This is a genomic window from Sphingobium sp. SYK-6 (genome assembly GCF_000283515.1).
In the GTDB taxonomy this organism is placed as follows: Bacteria; Pseudomonadota; Alphaproteobacteria; order Sphingomonadales; family Sphingomonadaceae; genus Sphingobium; species Sphingobium lignivorans.
In genome coordinates, this window is sequence record NC_015974.1 from 39292 (window position 1) to 64159 (window position 24868).

At 66.1% G+C, this 24868-nt stretch carries 25 protein-coding genes; 17 read left to right on the plus strand and 8 right to left on the minus strand.

The annotated features are described in order from the left end of the window. The first annotated feature begins 3 nt into the window (after nt 1–3). Genes SLG_RS19605 through SLG_RS19620 form a run of 4 tightly spaced genes read left to right on the plus strand, consistent with a single transcriptional unit; the run spans nt 4 to nt 4539 of the window. Entirely contained in the window at nt 4–690 is a 687-nt protein-coding gene (locus tag SLG_RS19605) for a ZIP family metal transporter (protein WP_004212882.1), read from the plus strand. Next, nucleotides 687–1295 (plus strand): cation transporter, encoded by a 609-nt coding sequence (locus tag SLG_RS19610; RefSeq protein WP_004212885.1) that lies wholly within the window; start codon nt 687–689, stop codon nt 1293–1295. The genes SLG_RS19605 and SLG_RS19610 overlap by 4 nt, the downstream gene beginning before the upstream one ends. Then, on the plus strand, nt 1292–3793 hold the full coding sequence (locus tag SLG_RS19615; RefSeq protein WP_004212886.1) for a heavy metal translocating P-type ATPase: 2502 nt from the start codon (nt 1292–1294) through the stop codon (nt 3791–3793). Before SLG_RS19610 ends, SLG_RS19615 begins: the two co-directional genes overlap by 4 nt. Beyond that, nucleotides 3790–4539: an HAD-IIB family hydrolase gene (locus tag SLG_RS19620; protein ID WP_004212890.1), complete on the plus strand. Its 750-nt coding sequence runs from the start codon at nt 3790–3792 to the stop codon at nt 4537–4539. The genes SLG_RS19615 and SLG_RS19620 overlap by 4 nt, the downstream gene beginning before the upstream one ends. 196 nt (nt 4540–4735) lie before the next feature. On the opposite strand, the gene SLG_RS19625 is transcribed toward SLG_RS19620, so the two are convergent. After that, complete coding sequence (locus SLG_RS19625) at nt 4736–7627, minus strand: Tn3 family transposase (RefSeq protein ID WP_013849879.1); 2892 nt, start codon at nt 7625–7627, stop codon at nt 4736–4738. Nucleotides 7628–7752: 125 nt separating this feature from the next. On the opposite strand from SLG_RS19625, the gene SLG_RS19630 reads away from it, so the two are divergent. Next, the gene (locus SLG_RS19630) at nt 7753–8373 is read left to right on the plus strand and encodes a recombinase family protein (RefSeq protein WP_008832583.1); all 621 of its coding nucleotides are present in this window, start codon (nt 7753–7755) and stop codon (nt 8371–8373) included. Further along, nucleotides 8370–8900, plus strand: a complete 531-nt coding sequence (locus SLG_RS19635; protein WP_007686150.1) for a GNAT family N-acetyltransferase — start codon at nt 8370–8372, stop codon at nt 8898–8900. Before SLG_RS19630 ends, SLG_RS19635 begins: the two co-directional genes overlap by 4 nt. 66 nt (nt 8901–8966) lie before the next feature. Here the strand turns inward: SLG_RS19635 and SLG_RS19640 are convergent, their stop codons facing one another. From SLG_RS19640 to SLG_RS19670, 7 genes are all read right to left on the minus strand, one after another. After that, the gene (locus tag SLG_RS19640; protein ID WP_013039108.1) at nt 8967–10262 is read right to left on the minus strand and encodes a hypothetical protein; all 1296 of its coding nucleotides are present in this window, start codon (nt 10260–10262) and stop codon (nt 8967–8969) included. 248 nt (nt 10263–10510) lie between these two features. Next, nucleotides 10511–10900, minus strand: coding sequence for a copper-binding protein (locus tag SLG_RS19645; RefSeq protein ID WP_007683329.1), 390 nt, complete (start codon nt 10898–10900; stop codon nt 10511–10513). A gap of 11 nt (nt 10901–10911) precedes the next feature. Further along, entirely contained in the window at nt 10912–14055 is a 3144-nt protein-coding gene (locus SLG_RS19650; RefSeq protein ID WP_007406408.1) for an efflux RND transporter permease subunit, read from the minus strand. Further along, nucleotides 14052–15542 carry an efflux RND transporter periplasmic adaptor subunit gene (locus SLG_RS19655; RefSeq protein WP_007406384.1) on the minus strand — a complete coding sequence of 497 codons (1491 nt, stop codon included), beginning with the start codon at nt 15540–15542 and terminating at the stop codon, nt 14052–14054. Before SLG_RS19655 ends, SLG_RS19650 begins: the two co-directional genes overlap by 4 nt. Then, a complete protein-coding gene (locus SLG_RS19660) occupies nt 15539–16801 on the minus strand; it encodes a TolC family protein (protein WP_013039107.1) in 1263 nt (420 codons plus the stop codon). Before SLG_RS19660 ends, SLG_RS19655 begins: the two co-directional genes overlap by 4 nt. Nucleotides 16802–16864: 63 nt before the next feature. Continuing rightward, nucleotides 16865–17122, minus strand: a complete 258-nt coding sequence (locus SLG_RS19665) for a hypothetical protein (protein WP_007683334.1) — start codon at nt 17120–17122, stop codon at nt 16865–16867. A 77-nt stretch (nt 17123–17199) separates the two neighbouring features. Then, the gene (locus SLG_RS19670; RefSeq protein ID WP_007406428.1) at nt 17200–17562 is read right to left on the minus strand and encodes a hypothetical protein; all 363 of its coding nucleotides are present in this window, start codon (nt 17560–17562) and stop codon (nt 17200–17202) included. Nucleotides 17563–17805: 243 nt separating this feature from the next. Between SLG_RS19670 and SLG_RS19675 the strand changes: the two genes are divergently transcribed. The 11 genes from SLG_RS19675 (at nt 17806) to SLG_RS22315 (ending at nt 24803) form a co-directional block, all read left to right on the plus strand. Further along, nucleotides 17806–18162: a hypothetical protein gene (locus tag SLG_RS19675; RefSeq protein ID WP_004212653.1), complete on the plus strand. Its 357-nt coding sequence runs from the start codon at nt 17806–17808 to the stop codon at nt 18160–18162. 140 nt (nt 18163–18302) lie between these two features. Then, nucleotides 18303–18782, plus strand: a complete 480-nt coding sequence (locus SLG_RS19680) for a heavy metal-responsive transcriptional regulator (RefSeq protein ID WP_007406417.1) — start codon at nt 18303–18305, stop codon at nt 18780–18782. After that, entirely contained in the window at nt 18779–19000 is a 222-nt protein-coding gene (locus SLG_RS19685) for a hypothetical protein (RefSeq protein ID WP_007406426.1), read from the plus strand. Before SLG_RS19680 ends, SLG_RS19685 begins: the two co-directional genes overlap by 4 nt. A gap of 59 nt (nt 19001–19059) precedes the next feature. Then, nucleotides 19060–19380: a hypothetical protein gene (locus SLG_RS19690; protein ID WP_007406382.1), complete on the plus strand. Its 321-nt coding sequence runs from the start codon at nt 19060–19062 to the stop codon at nt 19378–19380. A 23-nt stretch (nt 19381–19403) separates the two neighbouring features. Next, complete coding sequence (locus SLG_RS19695; RefSeq protein ID WP_013039106.1) at nt 19404–21314, plus strand: 2Fe-2S iron-sulfur cluster-binding protein; 1911 nt, start codon at nt 19404–19406, stop codon at nt 21312–21314. After that, a complete protein-coding gene (locus SLG_RS19700; RefSeq protein ID WP_007406424.1) occupies nt 21314–22042 on the plus strand; it encodes a hypothetical protein in 729 nt (242 codons plus the stop codon). The genes SLG_RS19695 and SLG_RS19700 overlap by 1 nt, the downstream gene beginning before the upstream one ends. Then, nucleotides 22039–22761 (plus strand): hypothetical protein, encoded by a 723-nt coding sequence (locus SLG_RS19705; RefSeq protein WP_007406380.1) that lies wholly within the window; start codon nt 22039–22041, stop codon nt 22759–22761. The genes SLG_RS19700 and SLG_RS19705 overlap by 4 nt, the downstream gene beginning before the upstream one ends. Continuing rightward, nucleotides 22748–23191 carry a DUF1622 domain-containing protein gene (locus SLG_RS19710; RefSeq protein ID WP_007683337.1) on the plus strand — a complete coding sequence of 148 codons (444 nt, stop codon included), beginning with the start codon at nt 22748–22750 and terminating at the stop codon, nt 23189–23191. Before SLG_RS19705 ends, SLG_RS19710 begins: the two co-directional genes overlap by 14 nt. 14 nt (nt 23192–23205) lie before the next feature. Next, entirely contained in the window at nt 23206–23646 is a 441-nt protein-coding gene (locus tag SLG_RS19715; RefSeq protein ID WP_007683338.1) for a four-helix bundle copper-binding protein, read from the plus strand. A 131-nt stretch (nt 23647–23777) separates the two neighbouring features. Beyond that, a complete protein-coding gene (locus tag SLG_RS19720) occupies nt 23778–24068 on the plus strand; it encodes a hypothetical protein (protein WP_013039105.1) in 291 nt (96 codons plus the stop codon). A gap of 333 nt (nt 24069–24401) precedes the next feature. After that, complete coding sequence (locus SLG_RS22315; RefSeq protein WP_013849877.1) at nt 24402–24803, plus strand: hypothetical protein; 402 nt, start codon at nt 24402–24404, stop codon at nt 24801–24803. Nucleotides 24804–24868 lie beyond the last annotated feature (65 nt).

Consider the following 24868-nt stretch of genomic DNA (forward strand, 5'->3'; position numbering starts at 1 on the left):
GAAATGCAGGCACTGCTCTATACGCTTGCGCCTGTGCTGGCGGTCGTGCTCGGCGCGATTGTCGCGAGCCGCACCAAGTTGAAACCTGGCCTCGTGGCGGGCCTACAGCATCTCGCTGCCGGCGTCGTGTTCGCGGCGGCAGCGACCGAAATCCTGCCGCAGGTCAAGCATGAGGCATCGCCCAGCGCGACGTTGATCGGCGGGGCGGCGGGCGTCGCGACCATGCTGGGGCTCAAGGCTCTTGAGGCCCGCTTCAAGGGGCCGATGGCGCTACTCGCCGCGATCGGCATCGACATTCTGGTCGACGGCCTGGTGCTCGGCCTCGCTTTCGTGGCGGGCGAGAAGGCAGGTCTCCTGCTGACGATCGCGCTCACTCTGGAAGTGTTATTTCTGGGACTGACGCTGACCGACGAGCTGGCGGAAACCTATCGCTCGCGCTTGCGCATCATCGTGATCGTCTCGGCATTGGCCCTGCTGCTGCCGATCGGCGCGCTCGCTGCCGTGCCGGTCGCCGCGCTGTCGCCGGTGATGATCGCCGGCTTCCTCAGCTTCGGGCTGATGGCGCTGCTCTACCTCGTCACGGAGGAGTTGCTGGTCGAGGCGCACGAGAAACCCGACACCCCGCTCATCAGCTCGATGTTTTTCGTCGGCTTCCTGGCCCTGCTGACACTTGAGGAGATGATGGGATGATCCCGGGCAACGACAACAATGGCGGGCAGGAGCGCCGCACACTGTGGATCGTCCTGCTGCTGAACGCGGCGATCGCTGCGGGCTTCTTCGTTTCCGGCTTCTTCGCGGACTCGAGCGCGCTGATCGCCAACGGCGTCGACAACCTGTCCGATACGGCTGTGTATGCGCTGAGCCTTGTGGCGCTCACCCGGGGCCAGACATGGAAGACACGCGCCGCGGTCGCTTCGGGCGTCATGCTGCTGATCTTCGCGGGCGGCATCTTGATCGATGTCGGACGGCGCTACGTGCAGGGCAGCGAGCCCATCGGACCTACCATGATGGTCATGTCCGCGATCGCCGGCGTCGTGAATTACCTCTGCCTGCGGCTGCTCCAGCGCCTCAAGGATCCGGACGTCAATCTCCGGGCCGCAACCACCTTCAGCTTCAACGACTTCATTTCCAACGGCGGCATCCTGATCGCCGGCGTGCTGGTGCTGTGGTTGGGTACCAATTGGCCGGACCTGCTGGTCGGCTTCGCCACCGCCATCATCGCCATCAAGGGCGGTGTCGAAATCCTGCGCGACGCGCGCGCCGAAACCAAGAAAAGCGAAAGGAGGTCGTCATGAACGACAAGCTCGAACTCGACATTCCAGTGTTGTTGCCGGACCTTCCTGACGCGGCCGATGCCTGCCTGGACCGTCTCGTATCAACCCTGTCAAAGCGCGAAGGTGTCGAGCGGGCGCATGTGATCTGTCTCGACGGCAACACGCCAGCGGCGCTGTGCATCCATTTCGATGCCGCCAAGCTGCCGCTGCCACGGTTGCGCGAAATGGTGCGCGCCGCAGGTGCCGAAATCACCGAGCGCTACGGCCATGCGATCTGGCAGGTGACGGGGATCAACCACGAACGTCGGGCGCGCACGGTCAGCGATGCGCTGTGCGCCTTGCCCGGCGTGGTCCAGGCAAGCGCCAGCACCAGCGGGTCTGTCCGGGTCGAATATGATCGCCGCGAAACCACCGAAGAGGAGGTGCGCGCTGCGCTTCGCAAGCTGAAGGTGAGGGTGGGCAAGCGGGTCGCTGCCGATGAACATGCCGGCCACGACCACGGCCCCGGGGGCCACGGCGCGGGCGAAGAGAAGCACGGCCCCGGCGATGGCCACGACCATAGCCACGCCGAATTTCTCGGCCCCAATACCGAGCTGATCTTCGCGCTCGCCTGTGGCGCGCTGCTGGGGATCGGCTACGCGATCGAGAGGCTGGTCGCTGGCGCGCCCGAATGGCTGCCGACCGCCTGCTATATCGCAGCCTATTTCTTCGGCGGATTCTTCACGCTGCGCGAGGCGATCGACAACCTCCGGATGAAGAAGTTCGAGATCGACACGCTGATGTTGGTCGCTGCGGCCGGCGCCGCTGCGCTGGGCGCATGGGCCGAAGGTGCGCTGCTGCTGTTCCTGTTCAGCCTCGGCCATGCGCTTGAGCATTATGCAATGGGCCGCGCCAAGAAGGCGATCGAGGCGCTGGCGAAGCTCGCGCCCGAAACCGCGACCGTGCGACGCGGCGGGCAGACCAGCGAAATCCCGGTCGAGCAGATGGTCGTCGGGGACATTGCCATCGTCCGCCCGAACGAGCGCCTGCCTGCCGACGGCTTCGTCATCAAGGGCACCAGCGCGATCAACCAGGCCCCGGTCACGGGTGAAAGCATCCCGGTCGACAAGGTGCCGGTCGCAGATGCCGCAGCGGCACGCGCCAAGCCCGATGCAGTCGACGCGGAAAGCCGGGTTTTTGCTGGTACGATCAACGGCGGCGGCGCGATCGAGATCGAGGTGACACGCCGTTCCAATGAAAGCGCGCTTGCCAAGGTCGTGAAGATGGTGAGCGAAGCGGAGACGCAGAAGTCGCCGACGCAGCGCTTCACCGACCGGTTCGAACGGATCTTCGTGCCCGCCGTCCTGGTCCTGTCAGTGCTCCTGCTGTTCGCATGGGTGGTCGTCGACGAGCCGTTCCGCGACAGCTTCTATCGCGCGATGGCGGTGCTGGTGGCGGCAAGCCCGTGCGCGCTCGCGATCGCAACGCCGAGCGCGGTCCTGTCGGGCGTTGCCCGTGCAGCGCGGGGCGGCGTGCTCGTGAAGGGCGGTGCACCGCTCGAAAACCTCGGGTCGCTCAAAGCGATCGCTTTCGACAAGACGGGCACGCTGACCGAAGGTCGTCCGCGCATCACTGATGTCGTGCCCGTCGATGGCGCCGATGAAGGCGAGTTGCTGGCGCTGGCTGTCGCCGTCGAAGCGTTGAGCGACCATCCCCTGGCCCAAGCGATCGTCAAGGACGGCCGCGAACGTCTGAACGATCGTGCCGTGCCGACTGCCGGCGACCTCAAGAGCCTGACCGGTCGGGGCGTCACCGCGAGCGTGGATGGCGAGACGGTGTGGATCGGCAAGGCCGAGATGTTCGGAAGTGAGGGCATTCCGGCGCTGGGGCAGGGCGCGCAGGACGCAATCGCGAAGCTGCGCGAGAACGGCCGCACGACAATGGTGGTCCGCAAGGGGGACCGCGACCTGGGCGCGATCGGCCTGATGGACACGCCTCGCGAAGCTGCCAAGACCGCGTTGCGTCGGCTGCACGAGATGGGCGTGTCGCGGATGATAATGATCTCCGGCGATCACCAGAAAGTCGCCGAAGCGATCGCCGACGAAGTCGGGATCGACGAAGCGTGGGGCGACCTCATGCCCGAAGACAAGGTTGCCGCGATCAAGAAGCTCGCCGGCGAAGACAAGGTCGCGATGGTGGGCGACGGCGTGAACGATGCGCCGGCGATGGCAAGCGCCACGGTCGGCATCGCGATGGGCGCGGCGGGGTCGGACGTTGCGCTGGAGACAGCCGACGTGGCGCTGATGGCCGACGATCTGGCGCACCTGCCATTCGCAGTCGGTCTTAGCCGCCATACCCGTGGAATCATCCGGCAGAACGTCTTCGTCAGCCTGGGTGTCGTCGCCTTCCTGGTGCCTGCTACCATCCTCGGCCTCGGCATTGGGCCAGCGGTGGCGGTTCATGAGGGATCGACGCTGCTCGTCGTCATCAATGCGCTCAGGCTGCTCGCCTACCGCGATCCGGCAGGGAAGGCGGCATGAAGTGGCTGATCGCCTTCGACCTCGACGGCACGCTTGCCGAGAGCAAGCGGCCGTTATCGGAGGATATGGCCGCAATCCTCGCCCGATTGCTCGCCATCACGGATGTGGCGGTGATCTCGGGCGGGGACTGGCCGCAGTTCGAAAAGCAGATCGCCTCGCGCCTTCCTGCCGGCGTCGCGCTCGACCGTCTCTGGTTGATGCCGACCACAGGCACGAAACTCTATCGGTTCATCAATGGCGCTTGGCGCGCGGTCTATGCCGAACTGTTCGACGACGCGGAGAAGGCGAAGATCCGCACGGCCTTCGATCAGGCGCTGACCGATGCCGGTCTCGCCGACGAACGTATCTGGGGCGAACGGATCGAGGACCGGGGCAGCCAGATCACCTTTTCGGGCCTGGGGCAGGCAGCGCCGCTGAAGGAAAAGGAAGCGTGGGATCCTGACCGAAAGAAGAGGACCGCGTTGCAGGCCACGTTGCGCGCGAAGCTGCCGGAGCTCTCGATCAATCTCGGTGGCACGACATCGATCGACGTGACCAGAGCAGGGATCGACAAGGGCTATGGCCTGAAGCGCCTGAGTGCCGAGAGCGGTGTCCCGCTCGACGGGATGCTGTTCATTGGGGATGCGATATTCCCCGGTGGGAATGACTATCCCGCTGCTGAAATCGGCCTCGACACAGTGAGGGTGCGCGACGTCGCGGAAACCACCGCCGTCGTGACCGCCATCATCGCGTGTCTGCACCGATAGGATCAAGATACATGGTCGGCTCCATCGCGGAATGCCGCATTGTCAAAGCTCTGGCTTCTGTCGCTTAGGGCAGCGCTTCCTAAAACGAAAAGAAGGCAATGTGCGCGTCTCCGCGAACAAAGCCTCCAGCGATCAATCTAAGAGATTCCGCCGCGCTTCTCAATCGTAGGGGGCGTTTGCGGGAGGGGGCGGAATCCTACGCTAAGGATTTGGGCCAGCGATATTCCCCGGTTAGATTGATGTGTTCCCATCCCAACGGCGAGACGTGGGCGAGTAGATCAGGCGCGATATGGGTACCGCTGGCGGCCCGGGTATTGACGACCTCGCCGAGCTTCATGGTGTTCCAGAATATGATGATGGCGGCGAGCAGGTTCATTCCGGCGATGCGATAGTGCTGGCCTTCGCCGGATCGATCCCGGATTTCACCTCGGCGGTGGAAGCTGATGGCGCGCTTTAGGGCGTGGTGGGCCTCACCCTTGTTGAGGCCGATCTGAGCCTGGCGCTGGAGGCCGGCATCAAGAATCCAGTCGATCATGAACAGGGTTCGCTCGATGCGGCCCACCTCTCGCAATGCGAGGGCCAGCTCATTCTGGCGCGGGTAAGAGGCGAGCTTGCGAAGAATCTGGCTGGGGGCGACGATCCCCGCTGCGATCGTCGCCATGATGCGCAGGATGTCGGGCCAGTTGCGCTCGATGAGCGGTTCATTGATCTTACCTCCGACCAGCGCTCGCACATTGGCCGGCGTCGCGTTGGGCGTGAAGGCATAGAGTCTTTTCTGAGGGAGATCGCGGATACGGGGGGCGAACCTGTAGCCGAGCAAGGCGCAGGCGGCGAACACATGATCGGTGAAGCCGCCCGTGTCGGCAAAATGCTGGCGAACGCGGCGGCCCGCGTCATTCATGAGCAGCCCGTCCAGGATATAGGGAGCCTCGCTGACCGTTGCCGGGATCACCTGGGTTGCGAACGGCGCATATTGATCGGACACATGGCTGTATCCCTTGAGGCCCGGGACGTTGCCATATTTCGCGTTGATCAGATTCATCGCCTCGCCCTGCTCGGTAGCAAGGAAGAACTGCCCGTCGCTGGATGCCGATTGCCCTTGTCCCCAGAAGGCGGCCATGGGCAGGGCGGCGTGGGCCTCCACGATCATGGCGAGCGCCCGATCATAGGCGCTGCCTTCGACATGCCAGCGCGCGATCCGCAGCAATTCCCAGAAGCTGTGCGTGTTGGTCGCCGCCGCCATCTTGCGCAAACCGAGATTGACGCCTTCCGCCAGCAACACGTTCATCAGGCCGATCCGGTCGCTGCAGGGCGCGCCGGTGCGCAGATGCGTGAACGCCTCGGAAAATCCGGTTCGCTCATCGACTTCCAGCAACAGATCGGTGATCCTCGCGGGCGGGAGCTGTTGATAGAGATCGAGCACGAGATCCTCGGCCCCTTCGGGCGTGTCGGCCCTCAGCTTGTCGATGTGCAGCTTGCCGTTCTCGATGATGCCGCCTGGGATCGTGCCGGTTCGCGCCGCGCGGCCAAACTCCTTCAGCCGTGTATCCAGTCGAGCCCTGCGCTCGGCCAGCCATTCGCCGGGTCGCAGCGGCACGGCGAGCCGCGCGGTCTGCTCTATCGCCTGTGGCGGGACCAGAAGCTGCTTGAGGTCGCCATAGCGGCGCGATCCCGCCAACCATATGTCACCGGACCGGAAGGCGTCGCGGATGTGGAACAGCACCGCGATTTCCCAAAGCCGGTGGTCGCCGCTGGGCTCAGCGCAAAGATGACGATGCCATTTCGAGTTGGGACGTAGAAAATCCACCGGCGGATCGACCTTGATCCCGTTACGCAGCATCGCAACGGCCGCCAGAAGAGGCGTGGCGATCGGCGCCGCCTGCATGTCGAGCAGGCGCAGCATCCTGGGCGCGTAGAGGCGGAAACGGTGATAGCCGTCCAGCACACGGCTGAGCGGGTCGGCCGCGAGCACGTTGGTCAGCGCGGAGGCCGTGGCGACAAGGGTTCTGAACCGTTCCCAGCCAGGACCGGTGGCGATTATCCCGTCCAGGGCCGTGCCATCGTCCTGCGCTCCAAGCAAAGCACCACCGATTTCGGCAAAGGACTTCAGCGTGTCCCGAACGGCCGCCTTTTCGTCGGCGATCCTGGTGTTGCAAAGGCGTTCGGAGGCCCGATAGAGACGGCCTACGATGCGATCGTGGGTCTCCACGATGACATCGGCCAGCGATGACCGCCATTCCAGGGTGCAGACAGCGAGGATCGCAAGCCGCCTGTCTTCGGGCAGATCACGCATGCCGTCGGCGTAATAGCGCTCGCCCTGCCGGCGAAGCCGGGTCACACGATGCGCCGGCACGCCGTCCAGCAAATCCGCCGGAAGATCGAACCTTTGAAGATATTCCAGTCGATCCATCAGCCGGTTAGCGGCTGCTGAATTTGCGCCAACCTCGAACTGTCGCAGCCATACGAAGCGCGTGACGCGACCATCCACCGTATCCTCCAACAGGTGAGCCAAATTCTCGCTCAGGGTTGGCGTGATGCGATGGGCGATAAGATCCTCGATCCGGCGCTCGGCCTCAACCAGCGCATCGGCGCAAAGGCGCTCGATCGTCGAGGAGCCGGGAAGGATCGTGCGGGTGCGGCGACACTCCGCAACGAAGCGACGGGCAAGATCCTCATTCGATGTCGCCGCCTCGGCTTCCCGAGCGATCCATTCGCGCAAATCCCGTGCGCCCCGCCCCGAAAAGGAGCGATAGCCGTAGATTCGGCGAAGGTCCGCCAGATGCTCGTGCCGGGTCTCCTCGCGCGCGGCATAGAGGAGTAGATCGTCGCTGGTCAGGCCGAGCTGGGCCGCGATGAAATCCGATACCTGCGCCGGGATCAACTCGCCAGGAGCGAGCACCCGGCCCGGGTAGCGCAGGACGCACAGTTGCAGCGCGAAGCCAAAACGATTGTGGGCGCGCCGGCGCTGGCGGATATGCCCGAGATCCTCATCGCTGAGGGTATAGTGCCGCAGCAGCTCACCTTGATCGACCGGCAAGTGAAGCAGCGCCTCGCGCTGTCGATCGGTCAGGGTCACGCGACGCGGCATACATGCTCCTTATTCTTTCCGAGCTACGGTTTGAGATAGCTTGATTGAGATGCTGGTTAAGATACACAATAGCCCAATCTTATGTGCTCATGTTCGTCACCGCCTCAAACCTTCGTTTGTGATCCATGCTGATCGGCTACGCCCGCGTGTCCAAAGCCGACGGCTCGCAGTCGCTCGACCTGCAGCACGATGCCCTTCGCGCTGCCGGTGTCGAGCCAGGCAATATCTATGATGATCGTGCATCCGGTAGCCGTGATGATCGCCCCGGTCTTGCCGCCTGCCTGAAATCGTTGCGCGACGGCGATGTCCTCATCGTTTGGAAGCTCGACCGGCTCGGCCGAACGCTCACCCACCTGGTCAGCACGGTGCAGAATCTGTCGGATCGCGGTATCGGTCTGCGGGTGCTCACCGGCAAGGGCGCGCAGATCGACACCACGACGCCATCGGGCCGGATGGTGTTCGGCATTTTTGCCACACTGGCGGAGTTTGAGCGGGATATGATCCGCGAGCGCACCATGGCTGGCCTGGCCGCTGCCCGCGCGCGGGGACGCAAGGGTGGCCGCAAGTTCGCCCTCTCCAAGGCCCAGGTGCGGCTCGCTCAGGCTGCTATGGCCCAACGCGACACGTCCGTTTCCGACCTCTGCAAGGAACTCGGGATCGAGCGCGTCACTCTCTACCGCTATGTCGGTCCCAACGGGGAACTCCGGGATTACGGTCAGCGCGTGCTTGCTGCCAAAACGCGATGATGATGACGGGAGCCCCGATCAAACTTACCCAAGCGGACGCCGCAGACGTTGCAGACCTGTACAACCGTTGCAGCGACTATTTCCTGTTGCAGGACGGGGCCGCGCCCACGCTGGACGATGCTCGCGAGCTTTTCTCCGATGTGCCGCCCGAAAAGAGCGCCCACAATCAAGCTGTCCTGGGATGGAAGGGGCCTGGCGGCCTATATGCAATCGCGGCCATCCTCCGCGATTATCCGCGTGATGGCACATGGTATCTCGGCTTCATGATCGTAGATGCCGCACAGCGTGGTCGTGGCGTCGGACGCTCAATTTACTCGACGGTCGAAAGCTGGGCCGCTGCGAGAGGTGCCACAGAGATTCGGTTGGCCGTGCTGGAAGCGAATGAAGCGGCAGAGCGATTTTGGCGTTCTCTCGGCTTCATTGAGTATCGGCGCGTTGGGCCAGACACCTTCAAAATGCGTAGCCATCGCCGGATAGAACTGAGCCGTCGCCTTTCTGGCGCGACCGTAGAAGGCAGCAACAAGTAAGATCTCGCGCCGGCTATCTGGGCGAGCTTGGCGTAGGATTCCGCCCCCTCCCGCAAACGCCCCCTTTCAGGGAAGGGGGCTTGAGATCGCCTTGATGGCCTTCAATCCCGTTCCAAAACGAGCGATCGCGTCCCTGTTTCTCTCCAGCTCGCCATAGGGCAGATAGGCGAAGTCGAGATCGGCAATACGGCTGAAAGCCGGGCGACGGAGTTGCGCGCGAACGTCCTGCTCGCGCGCATTCGGTGCGACCAGGAATAGCCCGGCGGCAGCGTGCAGATCGCTCCCCGACAGCGCCAGATCGAGCATGCGCACGATCCCCGAGTAGATCGAGGTCGAATGTTCAACCTCGAACGCGGCGGCGACGCCGTCGCCACCCTTCGCCAGCCACAACACGTCGATGAGGCGGATCGAGTCCGCTCCGGGAGAGGTCGCAATGGCGTCTGGAAGGCGCTCGAGGCATCCCTGTCCAAGCGGGCAGCCAGCGTGAAGTCGACCGCGGTCATTGGCGGCGATCCACACATCGTAACCGAGGGCATGGCCGAGGTCGCGCAGCCAGGCCTGGATTTCGGCGTGCGTGCGATCGGTTTCGCCCTGCGCGGCGGCTGTCTTGTCGAGCCGGCTTGCCTCCGCTCTGGCATGTTCCAATCTGCCGAGCCAGTCGTCGGCCGCCGTTGCGTCATCCTCCAGCGGTGGCGCGGGATAGCGGCCCGAGCCAATGTCGAACAACAGTCCGCCGATCGCGCCGAGATCGTTGGAGAGCAACTCGCGGTAACGGTCGTTGAGGTCGAGGATGCCGGCGCGCATGGCGAGAAAATGATCCCATGACCCGAGCTTCACCTTGGCGCCGGTGACGGCATTGTAGCCCTTGACGATCGCGGTATTGAAGGGCGGCACCAGCGTCGGGTGAAGGAAATAGAGCAGGTTGGCCGCCGCCGGCCCCAGCCCCTTGATCTTGAGCGCGTCTATGCTGCGGATGTGGCTGATGATCTCCTCGGCGGTATCGCAGCACGAGCAATTGTCGAGCAGGCGACCGAACGCCCGCTGGTTGTCCGGGCTTTCGTAGATGTCTGGAATGCGCAGCTTGGGCTTCCACAGCCAGGCATGGTCGGCGCCCTTGAAGATCTGCCGCTGTTCGGCGATCGAGTGGACAACCGTTTCCAGTGACGAGCCGCGATAGGCGACGCCGAACCGCCCACTTTCGATTTCTGCGACCACCTGCTGCAGCCCGCGACGGATGGAGCGGAAGTTTTTCAGCCGTTCGTCCCACAGAAACCAGGAGCGATAGGTGGCGCCGGGATCGTCTCGCCAACGACGGACAAGCTCGCTCACGAGATCATGATGTGTCGCGGGTAACAAGGTCATACTGGCTGGGTCATCTAAACTGGGCTCCTTGCCGTTCAGGCTATCGCGAGCAAGGGCGGCTTGCACGTTCAATGTGCGATCCGCGAAGCGTGCTCAAATTGTCGGTGATCGCGCAGGGAAACGCCGCTGGCATTGGGCGTTGCCGGTCGCAACCGTCGACCGGGCGCACAGCCAGGCAGACGGCCGGCACGGGCGTCGCCGCCCGGGAGCGGCGCCGCAACCAGCTTTTTCCGGTCGAACTTAGCGGATCACTGCTTTGCGATCGCGGTGACCTCGCCATCGCTGCCCTTGAGCGAGAGGTCGAAATCGACCTTGTCGCCGACCTTGACCGCATCGGTGATCGACGGCGCGGCCTTGAACGCCATCGTCATCGCGGGCCACTTGGCCTCCGGGATCGGACCATGATCGAGCGTGATCGTGCCTGCCGCCTTGTCGATCGCGGTGACGGTGCCATGGCCCTTGGCCTTGATCGCGGCGTTCGCGTCAGGCGCCATCGACATGTTGCCCATGTCGCCGCTCATGGTCGCGGCGGGCGCCGCCTCGTTGGTCTCAGTCGCAACGGGGGCCTCCGCCTTCTTGCCGCACGCGGCAGTCAGGGCGGCGAGGCCGAGGGCAATGGTCAGTCGTGCATGGTTCATCGTCTTCTCCTTCATGATGAAACGGGTTGAGGGATGGGATCGGTCTTGGGCCGGCGCAACAGCAGGTAGGCGGCGGGCAGGACGAACATTGAGAGCAAGGGCGCGGTCAGCATGCCGCCGATCATCGGCGCGGCAATCCGGCTCATGACCTCCGAACCCGCGCCTGATCCCAGCAGGATCGGCAGCAGGCCGGCCAGGATCACCGCCACCGTCATCGCCTTGGGACGGACGCGCAGCAGCGCGCCTTCGCGCACGGCGGCCTCGACCTCGGCAGCGTCCGGATGTGCGCCGCGCTCGGCCAGCGCGTTCTTGAGATAGATCAGCATCACCACCCCGAACTCGGCGGAGACGCCGGCGAGCGCGATGAACCCGACCCCGGTGGCGATCGACTGGTTGAACCCCAGCAGATAAAGCGTCCAGATGCCGCCGGTCAGCGCAAACGGCAGCGTCCCCATGATCAGCGCCGCCTCGTCGAAGCGGCCGAAGATGAGGTAGAGCAGCACGAAGATGATCAGCAGCGTCGCGGGCACGACCAGCTTCAAGCGGTCGACCGCGCGCTCGAGATATTCGAACTGGCCAGAGTAAGCGATGCTGACCCCAGGCGAGAGCCTGACCTGTTTCGCCACCGCACGCTGCAGATCGCCGACCACCGAGGCAAGATCGCGCCCGCGCACATCGACGTAGACCCAGGTCGAAGGCCGGGCATTCTCGGTCTTGAGCATCGGCGGTCCCTCGGCGATCGAGACGTTTGCCACGGTGCCCAAGGTGATCTGCTGGCCCGCGGGCGTCAGGATCGGTAGCGCCCGCAGCCTTTCGAGGCTGTCGCGCAATTCGCGCGGATAGCGCACGCTGATCGGATAGCGGGCGAGGCCCTCGACCGTCTCGCCGATCGTCTCGCCGCCGATCGCGCCGGAGACGATGGCCTGGACGTCGGCGATGTTGAGCCCGAACCGCGCGGCGGCGGCGCGGTCTATGTCGACATCGACATAGCGTCCGCCGGTCAGCCGCTCGGCGAGCGCCGAGCTGACGCCGGGCACGCTCCTGGCCACGGTCTCGACATCATGCGCGATGCGGTCGAGCTCGGCGAGGTCACTGCCCGACACCTTGACCCCGATCGGGCTCTTGATGCCCGTCGCGAGCATGTCGATGCGGTTGCGGATCGGCGGCACCCAGATATTGGCGAGACCCGGAAGCTTCACCCGGCGATCGAGCTCGTCGACAAGGCGTTCGGGCGTCATGCCCGACCGCCACTGGTCGCGGGGCTTGAATTGGATCGTCGTCTCGAACATTTCGAGCGGCGCGGGATCGGTCGCGGTCTCGGCGCGGCCGGCCTTGCCGAACACGCTTTCGACTTCGGGCACGGTCTTGATCAGGCGGTCGGTCTGCTGGAGCAGCTCACTCGCCTTGGCGGCCGAGAGGCCCGGCAGCGCCGAGGGCATGTAGAGCAGGTCGCCCTCGTCGAGATTGGGCATGAACTCGCCGCCGAGCCGGCTGAGCGGCCAGGCCGTGGTGGCGAACACCAGAGCCGCGATCAGCAGCACTGCCTTGGGCCGCTTCATCGTCCAGTCGATCGCGGGCCGGTAGATATTGGTGAGCCAGCGATTGACCGGATTGGCCTGCTCGGCCGGAATGCGGCCCCGGATCAGCCAGCCCATCAGGATCGGCACCAGGGTCACCGACAGGATCGCGGCCGCGCCCATCGCATAGGTCTTGGTGAAGGCGAGCGGCGCGAACAGCCGGCCTTCCTGCGCCTCCAGGGTGAAGACCGGAATGAACGACAGCGTGATGATCAGCAGGCTGAAGAACAGCGCCGGCCCGACCTCGGCCGCCGCCTCGGTGACGACGATCCAGCGCATCTCGCCATCGAGATGTCTGTCCGGGTGATCCTGCTCCCAGCGTTCGATCCTCTTGTGGGCGTTCTCGATCATGACGACCGCCGCATCCACCATCGCGCCGATGGCGATGGCGATGCCGCCCAGCGACATGATGTTGGCGTTCACCCCCTGGAACCGCATTACGACGAACGCGGCCAGCACACCGAGCGGCAAGGTCAGGATCGCGACCAGCGCCGAGCGGACGTGCCAGAGGAACAGGGCGCAGACCAATGCGACGACGATGAACTCCTCGACCAGCTTGCGGGTGAGGTTCTCGACCGCGCGATCGATCAGCTGCGAGCGGTCATAGACCGTGACCACCTCGACGCCCGGCGGCAGGCTTTTCCTGAGATCGGCGAGCTTGTCCTTGACCGCCGCGATGGTCTCACGGGCGTTCTTGCCTGACCGAAGAATAACGACGCCGCCGGCGACCTCGCCTTCGCCGTTCAGTTCGGCGATGCCGCGCCGCATCTCGGGGCCGACCTGGATCGTGGCGACATCGCCGAGCCGGACGGGCACGCCGCCCGCCGCAGTCTTGAGCGGGATTGCCCGGAAATCGTCGAGCGTTTTCAGATAGCCCGAGGCGCGGACCATATATTCGGCCTCGGCCATTTCCAGCACCGAGCCGCCGGCTTCCTGATTGGCTTGGCTGATCGCCTGCACTGCCTGGGCGTGGGTTACGCCGTAGGCCGCGAGCTTCACCGGATCGAGCAGCACCTGGTACTGCTTGACCATGCCGCCGATGCTGGCGACTTCGGCCACGCCGGTCACGGTCTTCAGCTCGTAGCGCAGGAACCAGTCCTGCAACCCGCGAAGCTGCGAGAGATCGTGCCGGCCGGTGCGGTCGACCAGCGCATATTCATAGACCCAGCCGACCCCGGTCGCGTCCGGCCCGAGCGCGCTGCGGGCGCTGGCCGGCAACCGACCCTGGACCTGGTTGAGATATTCGAGCACGCGGCTGCGCGCCCAGTAGAGATCGGTGCCGTCCTCGAAGATCACATAGACGAAGCTGTCGCCGAAGAAGCTATAGCCGCGCACCGTCTTGGCGCCGGGCACCGACAGCATGGTGGTGGTGAGCGGATAGGTGATCTGGTTCTCGACGATCTGCGGCGCCTGACCCGGATAGGAAGTGCGGATCACGACCTGCACGTCGGAAAGATCGGGCAGCGCGTCGATCGGGGTCGAGCGCACCGCCCACAGGCCCGCGCCGACCAGCGCGAGCATGCCGAGCACGACGAAGAAGCGGTTCCTCACCGACCAGCGGATGAGATGGGCGATCACTGGCCCGCCACCTTCGCCATATGCCGCAGCGTCGGTCCCGCCGGGGGCCGGTCGAACCCGAACCGGACCCGGTCACCCGCCTTGAAGCCGCGCGCGATGCCCGGATTGGCGAGCGCGAAGGTCATCGTCATCGCCGGCCAGTCGAGCGCGGGAACGGGCTCGTGGCTGAGCGTCACCGAATTGGCCGTGATCCGCTCGATCTTGCCCGTCGTCTCGTACAGCGTGGCTTTCGACGCCGGCGCGGCGATGGTCGCCGATGCCGCACCGCCGCCGATCGGCCGCGCCTCGATTCCCGACAGGCTCGCCTCGGAATCGATCAGGAACTGCCCCGAGACGACGACGTTCTCGCCGGGCGACAGGCCGGCAAGGATCTCGGTCTCGCCGCCTGCCTCGCGGCCGATGCGGACCTCGGCGGGATGATAGCGCCCGTCGCCTGCGGCCAGCATGACGAGCGTGCGCCTGCCCGTGCGGATCACCGCTTCGCTCGGCACCAGCAGCGCCGGCTTGGCATCGCCGCCAAGCGCGACGCTGGCGAACATGCCCGGCCGCAACCGGCCGTCCCGGTTGGGCAGCTCGATCCGCACGGTGAGCGTGCGGCTGTCGGCCTGCGTGGTCGGCAGGATCGCGATCACCCGGCCGGCGAAGCGCTCGCCGGGGAAGCCCGCCAGCGTGGTGCTGGCATTCTGGCCGACCCGGACATCGCCCGCGCGCGCTTCGGGCACCGCGGCATTGAGCCAGACGGTGCCGAGCCCGCTTACCTGGGCGAGCGTCTGGCCCATGGCGAGCGTCACGCCGGCACGGGCGTCGAGCGTCTGGATCGTGCCCGAGATCGGCGTCGTGATCGTCACCACGCCGTTCGGGCGTCCGCTCCGCTCGACGCTGGCGATGAGGCCGTCGGACATGCCCATCAGCCGCAGTCGCTGGCGCGCGGCCGCGGTGAGGTCGGGCTTGCCGAGCCGCCTGACGCTCAGATATTCGGTCTGCGCGCCGCCCCATTCGGGCAGGAGCAGGTCCGCGATCGGCGCGCCGGCGCGGACCACGTCCCCGGGCGCTCGCGCATAGACGCGGCTCACGAACCCGCCCGAACGCGCCTGGATGACGGCGACGTCGCGCTGGTTGAAGTCGATCGTGCCGGTGACCTCGAGGGCCGAGGCAAGGCTGCCCATCTTCGCCGCGACGACCCGCAATCCCAGGCTCTGCCGCGCGGCGGGATCGACGGCGACCGTGGGGGCCGCGCCGGCGCTTCCTCCGTCCGCGTATCGCGGCACGAGCTGCATATCCATGAAGGGCGACTTGCCGGGCTTGTCGAACTTCTGGTTGGGGAACATCGGATCGTACCAGTAAAGGACTTTGCCTGCCCCGGCGGGCGTGGTCGCCTCCGATTGCGGTGCCTGGCGATGGCCAGCCCAATAGCCTGTGCCGCCGGCCAGCAGCGCGACAGCCAGGATCGATGCGCCCCAGCGCAGCGCGGATTTATCGAGCGTCATGGCCGCTCCTCCCCATAGGTGATAGTGATGCGGACCGCGTCGCGCGCGACGTCGGCTTCGCGGTTGAGCGCCTCGACCTCGGCCTCCGCGAGCCCGAGCGTCGTGAGCAGCGCGGCGCCAAGGTCGAGCTTGCCGGCGCCATAGCTGTCGCGGTCGAGCTCGGCGCGGTGCCTGGCGAGTGGCACCAGCGTCTCGCGGGCATTGCGCAACCGGGAGAGATGCATGGCATGGTCTGCGAGATCGGCGTCGAGCTGCGCCACCAGCTCGCGGCGGATCGCCTCGCGGTCGAACCGACCCCCTTGCGCAAGGCTCTCGCTTGCAGCGATCCTGGGGTTCTGGCGCTTGCCGGCGAACAGCGGCAGGTCGATCGACACGCCGACCGAGGCCATGTCGCCGTACATGGGATCGCGCCGGCCATAGGTGACGCCGACCTTCCAGTCGGGGCGCTTGTCGGCGCGCGCGAGACGCACGTCCGCTTCGGCGACTGCGATCCGCGCGTCCTGCGCGCGCAGGGCGGGAAGCGCATCGATCCCGGCCCGCAGCCGGATCGGATCGACATCGAGCATCGGCGGGTCGCCCGTCGCCTGCGGGTCGGGGTCGCCGGTATAGCGCGCGAGCCGGGCCCGCGCCTGCGCCACCACCGCAGCCATCTCGGCGCGGCGATCGGCGATGGCGGCGCGGAGCTGGTCGGGCTCGAGCGCCTGGCTCGGGCGCGCGCTGCCCGACGCCAGGCGTGCGGTCACGGTCTTCTGCAGGTCGTCGAGGCTGGCATCGAGCAGGTCGAGCTGCCGGAGCCGGCGTTCTCCATAATAGAGATCGACCCAGGCGAGGGCGGTCTCGAGCCGCACGTTGCGGCCTTCGACCAGCTCGCCCGCCTCGGCGATACCGATATCGGCCGCGGCGCGCGCGGCGCGTGCATGGCGCTTGGCGAGATTGGGGAAGGTCTGGCTGAACCCGATCGTCGCCATAGTGAAATCGTCGCGCGTGAAGCTGCCGGCATTGGGGCCGCTCACCGGGAAGTTCTGCAGGCCCAGGTCGAGCGTCGGATCGGGCAGGCGATCGGCCGCGACCGCCGAAGAGCGGGCGCCGGCTGTCGCCGCCGCGCGCGCCTTGAGGCTTGGCGCGTTGGCGGCAGCGAGCCTCACTGCCTGCTCGTAGGTGAGCGGGCCGGCCGACACCGGCACGGCCCAGGCGCTCGCAAGCGTCGCACCGATAGAGAGCAACAGGCGTCGCACAGCGCGCCTCGGCATCATGATCATGGATATCATCCCCTCATGACAGAGGCGGCGCGCCAAGATGTGACGCGCCGCTCCGGAGCGGGTTTAGCCCTTGTCCGACCTGACTGCGCCGCGCATGCAGTCGGCGGCGCTTGCCTGCATCATCGCGCAATCGCAGCTGGCCATGTCCCGGCTGTCGGGCACCCATATGCGGACACGCGCAGGGCCAGTCGCCCGCGGACCATATTGCGGCGCCGACCGCCATTCCCAATGGCCTTGCGGCGTGCGGCTCGCGTCGGTTGCAAGCGCAGGCGCGGCGAGACTGAGGGCCGCCACAAGGGCGGCCGGAAGCAGTTTGATCATCACGAAAACCTTTGACTGAAAAGAAGGAAACCGGGCGCGCACGCATCGATCGATGCGCGCAGCCCGTGCTCGTTCAATCAGGCAAGGCTGGTGGGAGGATCCGGCTCGGGCGCAACCGCCTTGCCGGTCAATATCGTGTCGGTCGTCCAGAAGCTGGGCGCGTCGTAGAGACGCGCAGGCGCAACGCCGCCTGCCAGGTCCGCTGCGACCAGCGGGATCACGCACCCCATCGCGGCGATGCAATCGAGCGTCAGGCCCTTGCAGGGCTTTTCGCTGGGCGCAGGCTGCTGCTTGGCCATCATCGCCATGCAGTCCGCATCCATGCCCTTGGCCAGCGGCGCGCCTGCCGCCTGCGGCACGCTGTGCGCGGCCGCCATCTGGGCTCCGAAGAGACCGGACAGCGCTCCGATGACGAGCAGGAGGGCGAGCAGGCGTTTCACGGGCCTCGATATCTAGCGGGTTTCGCGGGCGCAGCCAACCAAAGTCTCGCGCCGCGCGGATTTTGAAGTGCTGACGGCTGATTCCGTCAACTCCGCGTCAATAAAGATCCGGCCCGGGGAAGAAGATCGGCTGCGGCCTCTACGTATATCGAGGCTGGACCCGGGACCGTAGTCCCAAGCCTGAAGAGACGCTCTTCCCCTCGGCAAAGTCCGGGCGGTGGCTTACCATCCAAGGAGGTGAATATGGTCAGAAAAACTCTCATGGTCGCGCTTGCCGGCATTTCGATGCTTGCTGCCGTCCCCGCTATGGCCCAGGGCATCGGGCACAGCCTGTTCATGCGCGGCTCGATCGTCGACACGGGCAGCAACGGCACGGTCGTCTGCATCGGCAAGGCCGATGGCGCCGAGGTCGGCCAGAAGCTCGAGGTCTATCGCGTCGTGACCCATCCGGGTCCGTCCAAGGGCGTGGCGCCGACCTATCACCGCCAGCTCGTCGGCCATGTGACGATCGACCATATCTTTGACGATCACTTCGCGCACGTGTCCGTCGCCGACGGCACGCCTGCCAGGCACGACATCGTCGAGCTTCGCAAGAACTGACAAGCCGGTGGCCCGGCGGCACGGGCTGCCCTGCGACGCGTCGGGGCAGCGGGCCGCCGGCGACGAGGAGACCGTTCGGGGTCAAAGCGAAACCGCTTGACCCTGGACCATGGTCCAACCGGCATGATCGAGCGGATGACATGGGCAATTTCAAGATCGGCGAACTGGCCGCGGCCGCAGGCGTGGGGCGGGATACGATCCGCTATTATGAGCGGATGGGCCTGCTGCGCGAGCCCGCGCGCACGGCAGCGGGCTACAGGCTCTACGACGCGACCGACCTCGAGCGCGTCAATTTCATCCGCTCGGCGCAGGAGCTTGGTTTCACACTCGAACAGGCCCGGCAGCTGCTGGCACTCAGGGCGTCGGACACCGCGCATGCCCAGGCCGTGCTCGATATCACGCTTGCCAAGATCGCGGACGCCGAAGCCCGGCTCGAGCGCCTGTCGGATATCCGCGACATGCTGCGGATGCTCGCCGACGAATGCCCGGGCGAAGTGCCGGTCTCCGATTGCCCGATCCTCGCCTTCCTGACGGCGCGGCGGAAAGACCAGCAGCATAACAAGAAACATCAGGCAGCGCAGGACGAACGATCACCACGAGCGAAAGGGGTTTTGTCATGAAGAAAATGCGTTTGATCGCCGTCCTCACGCCGGCGCTGCTTCTAGGCGCCTGTGTGACCACGCGGCCGACCTCGGCGCAGGTCGAGAGTTGCCGGGCGATGGAGGGCAATATGGGTCTCCAGACGCCGCATGATCATGGCGAGATGAAGGGGCAGGGGCGCAACCCGATGAACCTCTCGCACGACCGGTGTCTCCGGATTCTGCGCAGCGCGCAATGAGCCGGTCCGGACGCCAGGGATGGCGCCCGGACACAGTTTTCAAGCCAAGGAGCAAAGCCATGATCGACCATGCGAAGAAAGCCCTTCCACTTGTCGGCGGAAGCCTGTTGCTGGCGCTCGCGCTTTCGGGCTGCGACCGCCAGGCCGACCAGACGGTGCCGCCCGCGGCGAACAGCGTCGCCGCCACCCCGGTCCTGACCGACAGCGGCAACGCTGCAGACGCGGCGCCGATGGACGCGATGAGCAACCAGGCCGAGATGGAGCGGCATCACCGTCAGGCGATGGACCATGACGCGATGCGCGCCGGGGCCGGCAACCAGACCGCGCCGGCACCCGATCCCGCGCCGGGCAATGCGGCGATGCCGATGAAGGATATGTAGGCTCGCACACTAAGGGGATGAGGATGTCCAGGCGGATCAGCCTTCGACGCTTGAGCCTCGGCTGCGCAATCGCTCTCAGCCTGTCCGCGAGCGCGGGCGCGCAGGAGGGCGAGGATCATGCCGCGCATCATGGCGCAGGCATGCCGGCCGGCGGGGGCATGTCCGCACCGGCAGAGCCGGGGTCGTCGGACATGGCGAAGATGATGAACCCCATGATGGATCGCATGATCAATGGGGAAGGGGAGAATGAGCACGGCCACGAATCGCGCCGGACCGGCTTCATCTCGCAGCTGCTCGCCTTTCCCGCGCTTGACGAAGCGGCAAGGCAGCGGGTCGCTGCGCAGGCCGGCGAACGGGTAAGCACGGGTCTGGCGATGATCAACGCCGCCTCGGCCGACGGCGCGCGTGCGACCACGGTCTCGGCCCGGCTCGATGCGGCGCGGCGCCTGCGCGAGGGAACCGACCTGTTCCGCTCCGGCACCGCCGCGCAGGGCGCGATCGGGGGCTTGCAGCCGCCCCGGGAGGTCGGGCTTGCCTGGCTGCGCGATCAGCTCGACATCGACCAGGCCGCGCCCGGCCATGCCGATCACTGGTTCGGCATCTCGCCCTCGCACCTCCTTCTCATGCTGTTCCTGGGGCTGGTGAGCGCCACGCTTATCGCGCTGCAGATCTTCCGCCTGCGGCGGATCGGGGCGATCGCCGGCGGTGTCGCCACCGCCAAGGTTCCAGCAAAGCCGGAGCCGAAGGCTGCCCCTCCCGCTACCAGGGTTGCGCCCGCGCCTGCACCCGTTGCCGACAGCGCCGGGCTCGCGCCGAGCAATGCGGCCGCACCCGCTGGGGCGTCGCTGCGCAAGCCCAAAAGCTGGGCGGGGCAGCTGCGCGTGGTCCAGATCGTGCGAGAGACGCCGAGCGTGCTGACCTTCCGGCTCGCGGACCCGACCGCCGACCGGCTGCCGTTCGACTTCCTGCCGGGCCAGTTCCTGCAGGTCGAGGTAGAGCCCGAAGCGGGCAAGACCGCGCGCCGTTCCTACACGATCGCCTCTTCGCCGACCCAGCGGGCCTATGTCGAACTGACGGTCAAGCGCGAGGAGCAGGGCGTGGTCTCGCGATACCTGCACGACAAGGTCGTCGCCGACGATCTGCTGAAGGTCAGCGGACCGTTCGGCGCCTTCACCTTCACGGGAACGGATGCCCAGAGCATCGTGCTGATCGCGGGCGGGGTCGGCATCACCCCGATGATGTCGGTGCTGCGCTATCTCACCGACACCGCGTGGAAGGGTGATATCTTCTTCTTCTACGGCGCACGGTCGACCGAGGAATTCGTGTTCCGCGACGAGCTCGAGCGGCTCGAACGCCGTTTTCCCAACCTCCATGTCGTCGCCGCGATGCAGCGCGCGCCCGGCACCGTCTGGATGGGCCCCGAAGGGCCGATCACGCGCGAGATGATCCTGGCCGCGGTGCCGGAGATCGCGAGCCGGCGCATCCATATGTGCGGCCCGCCGGCGATGATGGGCGCGATGCGCGGCGTGCTGGCGGAACTCGGCGTCCCCGACGCGCAGCTGCACACCGAGGCGTTCGGTCCGGCCTCGCTGCCGGCCGACCACGAGGATCTCGAGGTCAAGCCCGCGCCCCCGCCAGCGGATAAGCCGGCCCCGAGCGCCGAGGTGGCGCCGAGCACGGTGACCTTCTCCGTGTCGGGGGTGTCGGCGGCCTTGCCCGCGGACGAGACCGTGCTGGAGGCGGCCGAGGGCGCGGGCGTCGAGATCCCCTATGCATGCCGTGCGGGCACATGCGGCGCCTGCGTGGTCAAGCTGCTGCAGGGCGAAGTGACGATGGAGGTCGAATCCGGCCTTGCGCCCGCCGACAAGGCGCAAGGCTATGTGCTCGCGTGCCAGGCGAAGGGGACGGGCACGCCGCTCGTGGTCGAAGCCTGATGCGCGAACGCAGCGACATTGCCGTGGGCCTGCTGGTCGCGTTCCTGCTGCTGTTCCCGTTCGGCTATCTCGTGCATGTGTCGCCCCGCTTTCCGGGTAGCCTGGCCGGCGGGATCATCGGGATCGCAGCGCTCGTGCTGATGCTGCTGACGCTTCCTTATGTCGCGGCCAAGCACATCGCCTGGGTCGACAAGGCGCTCTCCCGGGTCGTCAGCAAGCCAACCCTGCTCGCCATCCACATCTATGCCGGCGTGCTGGCGCCGATCCTGGGTCTGGTCCACGCCGCGCACAAGCTCGAAAGCCCGGTCGGCCTGCTTCTGACCGTCCTCCTGCTGATGACGGTCATCACCGGCTTCATCGGCCGCTACCTGCTTGCCCAGCTTGGTCGGGCGCTGCGCGGACGCAGGTCAGAACTGGCCTCGCTTCGCGCCGCCTTCCTCGAGGAGCCGGCGGCGCCGACGCAGGCCGATACCGCAGCCCCGCCGCTGTCGGGCTGGAAGCGCTATCTGTTCGTCGCCGGGGATGCGTCCGCGGGCCAGCGCCCCCAGGACAAGGCGGGGATCGCCGCAGCGCTGGCCGATACCGAATTCGCGATCCGTGCCGAAGAGGCAACCAACACCCTGTTCGCGCGGTGGCGGTTCCTGCACATCCTGCTGGGCTGTCTCATCTTCGCGCTGCTCGCGCTCCACGTCGGCGCGGCGATCTATTACGGGCTGCGCTGGCTATGAGCTGGCAGCGTCTTTCCTACGCCGTCTTCATCGCAGCCCTGCTGGTGATGGTCGCCGCGGTCGCGATCCGGATGCGATCGGACGCGCCGAGGGATGCCGGCCTGGTGGCGCAGCTCGTCTCGCCCGGCCCGCTCTCGAGCGCGCACCAGTCCTTTGCCGGCCAATGCACGGCCTGCCACACGCCGGGCAAGGGCGTCGAAACCCGGACCTGTCTCACCTGCCATGCGGGCACCGATTTCGGGACGAAGCAGTCGACGCAGTTCCACGCGAAAGCGACGCAGTGCACCTCCTGCCACGTCGAACATGAGGGAGAGCGCGGCATCATCCGCATGGATCACGCCGCGTTGCTCGACATGGCGAAGTGGCGGCAGCCTTTGGCGGGCATGTCGACAAACACTCGAAGCCTGACCCCCGAGACCGCGCTCAATTGCGCGAGCTGCCATGCGTTCCGCGATCCGCACCAGGGCCTGTTCGGCACCGACTGCGCGAGCTGCCACAAGACCGACAGCTGGAAGATCGCCAATTACCGCCATCCATCGGTCAATTCGACGCAGTGCGCCGAGTGCCATAAGGCGCCGCCCAGTCACTTCATGGAGCATTTCAGCATGGTCTCGCAGCGCGCAGCCGGATCGAAGGCGCGCGTCGACCAATGCTATGCCTGTCACGCCACCGACAGCTTCAACAATATCCGCAAGCGAGGCTGGTATGATCACCATTGAGGCCGACTGGCTGAGCGCCTTCTTCCGGCTCGCCGTGATCGGCCTGGAACTGGCGGGCACGCTGACCATCCTGGTCGGCGCGGGGCTCGCAACCTTTCTGTTTGCGCGGCGGGCGAGGGCGGGCGACCGAACCGAGGCCTATAGCACGTTCCGCTCGGCGCTCGGCCGCAGCATCCTGCTCGGCCTGGAATTTCTGGTCGCCGGCGACATCGTCAAGTCGCTGGTGATCAACCCGACGCTCGACGATCTCATCGTGCTGGCCGGGCTTGTGCTGGTGCGGACCTTCCTGAGCATCTCGCTCGGGGTCGAGATCAACGGTCACTGGCCCTGGGAGGAAACCCGGATGGCGCGGGAGAAGGCGCGTGCGGCGTCGGATGGGTCGCCGGCGACGGCTGAGGCCGCCGGATGCGGCACACCGCGCAAGGGATAGCCGATGGAGGGTGCATGATGATCGAGAGACGCGAATTGCTGATGGCGGGCGCCGGCCTTGCCGCCGCCGGAACGCTGGCTGCGCCGGCGGCGGGGCAGCAGCATCGAATGGAAGGGATGGCGATGTCGATGACGGACTGCATCGACGATTGCCTGGCTTCACACCGCATGTGCCTCGAAACCGCCGCCTGGCTGACGAAGCAAAGCAGCGCGCTGGCGAGCGCGTCGTTGATCGCCATGCTGAACGACTGTGCGGAACTGTGCCAGGCGACAGCCAACTCGATGCTGCGGGAATCGGCTCTGCACCGCATCCTGTGCCGCGCCTGCGCCGATGCTTGCGAGCGCTGCGCCGAGGAATGCGGGCGTCATAGCGAGGACCAGCGGATCGCGCGTTGCTCGGCCACCTGCAAGAAATGCGCGGCGAGCTGCCGAATGATGGCGGACATGACCGGCTGACCACCCGCTTCGCATATTACGTATACTGCCGGGTCAGGACCGATACCATCTCAAGGGCAAGCTCCCGGAGGAGCGAGAAACGACCGGATCTGAAGCCGGTCGAACGGAAACCAGACTTGAAGGAATCGATAGTGCGCAAGAAAACGGTAGTTATCACTTCGCTCGCAGCCCTCGGCCTCCTTGCCCTCGGTGCCGGGCCTGTTCTCGCCGATGGCATGCCGTCGGACATGCCGGATCTCGAGGAGACGCTCAAGGCCAAGCCTGCGCCGGCTCAGTCCGGCACGGCCCATATGGAGGGCATGCGGCACGGCAAGGACCAGATGCACGGTGAGATGATGCGAGGCCACCGGATGGCCATGCGGGAATCGGGGAGCCAGGAGGGGGCTTCTGACATGTCGCATCGGTCGGGCGGGGGGTGCTGAACCAAAAGCCCATCAGAGGTCGGTTGATCAAAGCCTCACCATACAAGGCGTTGGTATCGTTTGACCGGGCCGCAACGTTGGTCCGCCGTTTCCCCGGCGGGCCAATTGCGTTTCAGAATAAAGGTCTGCACGAGCTTTAATGCGATGCAGTCATGAATCCGCTGGACCCTTGGACCATGGTTTCGCCCGCAAGATCGCGGGCCTGCCAGTCCTGATCCAGTGCGGATTCGTAACTTACGTATTCAGACCAAAGGGCCAAGCCCGCATGAGGGGTCGGTATGGTCGCGGTCGCAAACGGCGATCGGGCAAGGACTCATCATGCGGAGAACCACAATGCGAAAGACGAAACTTCTAGTCGGCGCGATCGGCTGCCTGGCGACCCTGAACTTCGCTGGCGCGGGTCTGGCGCAATCGGCACCCGCCGCGCCCCAGCACGCCCCTGCGCAGCCGAAGCCATCCACCGCCCATGCCCATCAGCAGGGGATGGATCATGGAGGGCAGCAGATGCACGACCAAATGATGCAGGATCACCAAGCCGGCATGCAGAAGCCGCAAGGCCAGCAGGGCGCTGCGGGCATGGCCGGAATGTCTGGTGGCTCGTCGCAGGGGAGCGGTTCGAGCAAGGCTGGCAAGCCCAAGAGCGGTTGCTGCAAGATGCCGATGAAAAAGGCAAAGCCGGCCGCCAAGAAGAAACCGGCCACGCCTATGGCCGACAAGCCGATGAGCGACATGTGAGGTTTCCAGCCCCGAGAACAGACCCCTGGGGCTGAGGGCCCGCCGCTGCCCCCGCGGCGGGCCTG

What these genes read in the sequence shown, in the direction of transcription:
- SLG_RS19605 (WP_004212882.1), top strand. Translation starts at nt 4, where the DNA reads ATGCAGGCACTGCTCTATACGCTTGCGCCTGTGCTGGCGGTCGTGCTC.
- SLG_RS19610 (WP_004212885.1), top strand. Translation starts at nt 687, where the DNA reads ATGATCCCGGGCAACGACAACAATGGCGGGCAGGAGCGCCGCACACTG.
- SLG_RS19615 (WP_004212886.1), top strand. Translation starts at nt 1,292, where the DNA reads ATGAACGACAAGCTCGAACTCGACATTCCAGTGTTGTTGCCGGACCTT.
- SLG_RS19620 (WP_004212890.1), top strand. Translation starts at nt 3,790, where the DNA reads ATGAAGTGGCTGATCGCCTTCGACCTCGACGGCACGCTTGCCGAGAGC.
- SLG_RS19625 (WP_013849879.1), bottom strand. Translation starts at nt 7,627, where the DNA reads ATGCCGCGTCGCGTGACCCTGACCGATCGACAGCGCGAGGCGCTGCTT.
- SLG_RS19630 (WP_008832583.1), top strand. Translation starts at nt 7,753, where the DNA reads ATGCTGATCGGCTACGCCCGCGTGTCCAAAGCCGACGGCTCGCAGTCG.
- SLG_RS19635 (WP_007686150.1), top strand. Translation starts at nt 8,370, where the DNA reads ATGATGATGACGGGAGCCCCGATCAAACTTACCCAAGCGGACGCCGCA.
- SLG_RS19640 (WP_013039108.1), bottom strand. Translation starts at nt 10,262, where the DNA reads ATGACCTTGTTACCCGCGACACATCATGATCTCGTGAGCGAGCTTGTC.
- SLG_RS19645 (WP_007683329.1), bottom strand. Translation starts at nt 10,900, where the DNA reads ATGAACCATGCACGACTGACCATTGCCCTCGGCCTCGCCGCCCTGACT.
- SLG_RS19655 (WP_007406384.1), bottom strand. Translation starts at nt 15,542, where the DNA reads ATGACGCTCGATAAATCCGCGCTGCGCTGGGGCGCATCGATCCTGGCT.
- SLG_RS19660 (WP_013039107.1), bottom strand. Translation starts at nt 16,801, where the DNA reads ATGATCATGATGCCGAGGCGCGCTGTGCGACGCCTGTTGCTCTCTATC.
- SLG_RS19665 (WP_007683334.1), bottom strand. Translation starts at nt 17,122, where the DNA reads ATGATCAAACTGCTTCCGGCCGCCCTTGTGGCGGCCCTCAGTCTCGCC.
- SLG_RS19675 (WP_004212653.1), top strand. Translation starts at nt 17,806, where the DNA reads ATGGTCAGAAAAACTCTCATGGTCGCGCTTGCCGGCATTTCGATGCTT.
- SLG_RS19680 (WP_007406417.1), top strand. Translation starts at nt 18,303, where the DNA reads ATGGGCAATTTCAAGATCGGCGAACTGGCCGCGGCCGCAGGCGTGGGG.
- SLG_RS19685 (WP_007406426.1), top strand. Translation starts at nt 18,779, where the DNA reads ATGAAGAAAATGCGTTTGATCGCCGTCCTCACGCCGGCGCTGCTTCTA.
- SLG_RS19690 (WP_007406382.1), top strand. Translation starts at nt 19,060, where the DNA reads ATGATCGACCATGCGAAGAAAGCCCTTCCACTTGTCGGCGGAAGCCTG.
- SLG_RS19695 (WP_013039106.1), top strand. Translation starts at nt 19,404, where the DNA reads ATGTCCAGGCGGATCAGCCTTCGACGCTTGAGCCTCGGCTGCGCAATC.
- SLG_RS19700 (WP_007406424.1), top strand. Translation starts at nt 21,314, where the DNA reads ATGCGCGAACGCAGCGACATTGCCGTGGGCCTGCTGGTCGCGTTCCTG.
- SLG_RS19705 (WP_007406380.1), top strand. Translation starts at nt 22,039, where the DNA reads ATGAGCTGGCAGCGTCTTTCCTACGCCGTCTTCATCGCAGCCCTGCTG.
- SLG_RS19710 (WP_007683337.1), top strand. Translation starts at nt 22,748, where the DNA reads ATGATCACCATTGAGGCCGACTGGCTGAGCGCCTTCTTCCGGCTCGCC.
- SLG_RS19715 (WP_007683338.1), top strand. Translation starts at nt 23,206, where the DNA reads ATGATGATCGAGAGACGCGAATTGCTGATGGCGGGCGCCGGCCTTGCC.
- SLG_RS22315 (WP_013849877.1), top strand. Translation starts at nt 24,402, where the DNA reads ATGCGAAAGACGAAACTTCTAGTCGGCGCGATCGGCTGCCTGGCGACC.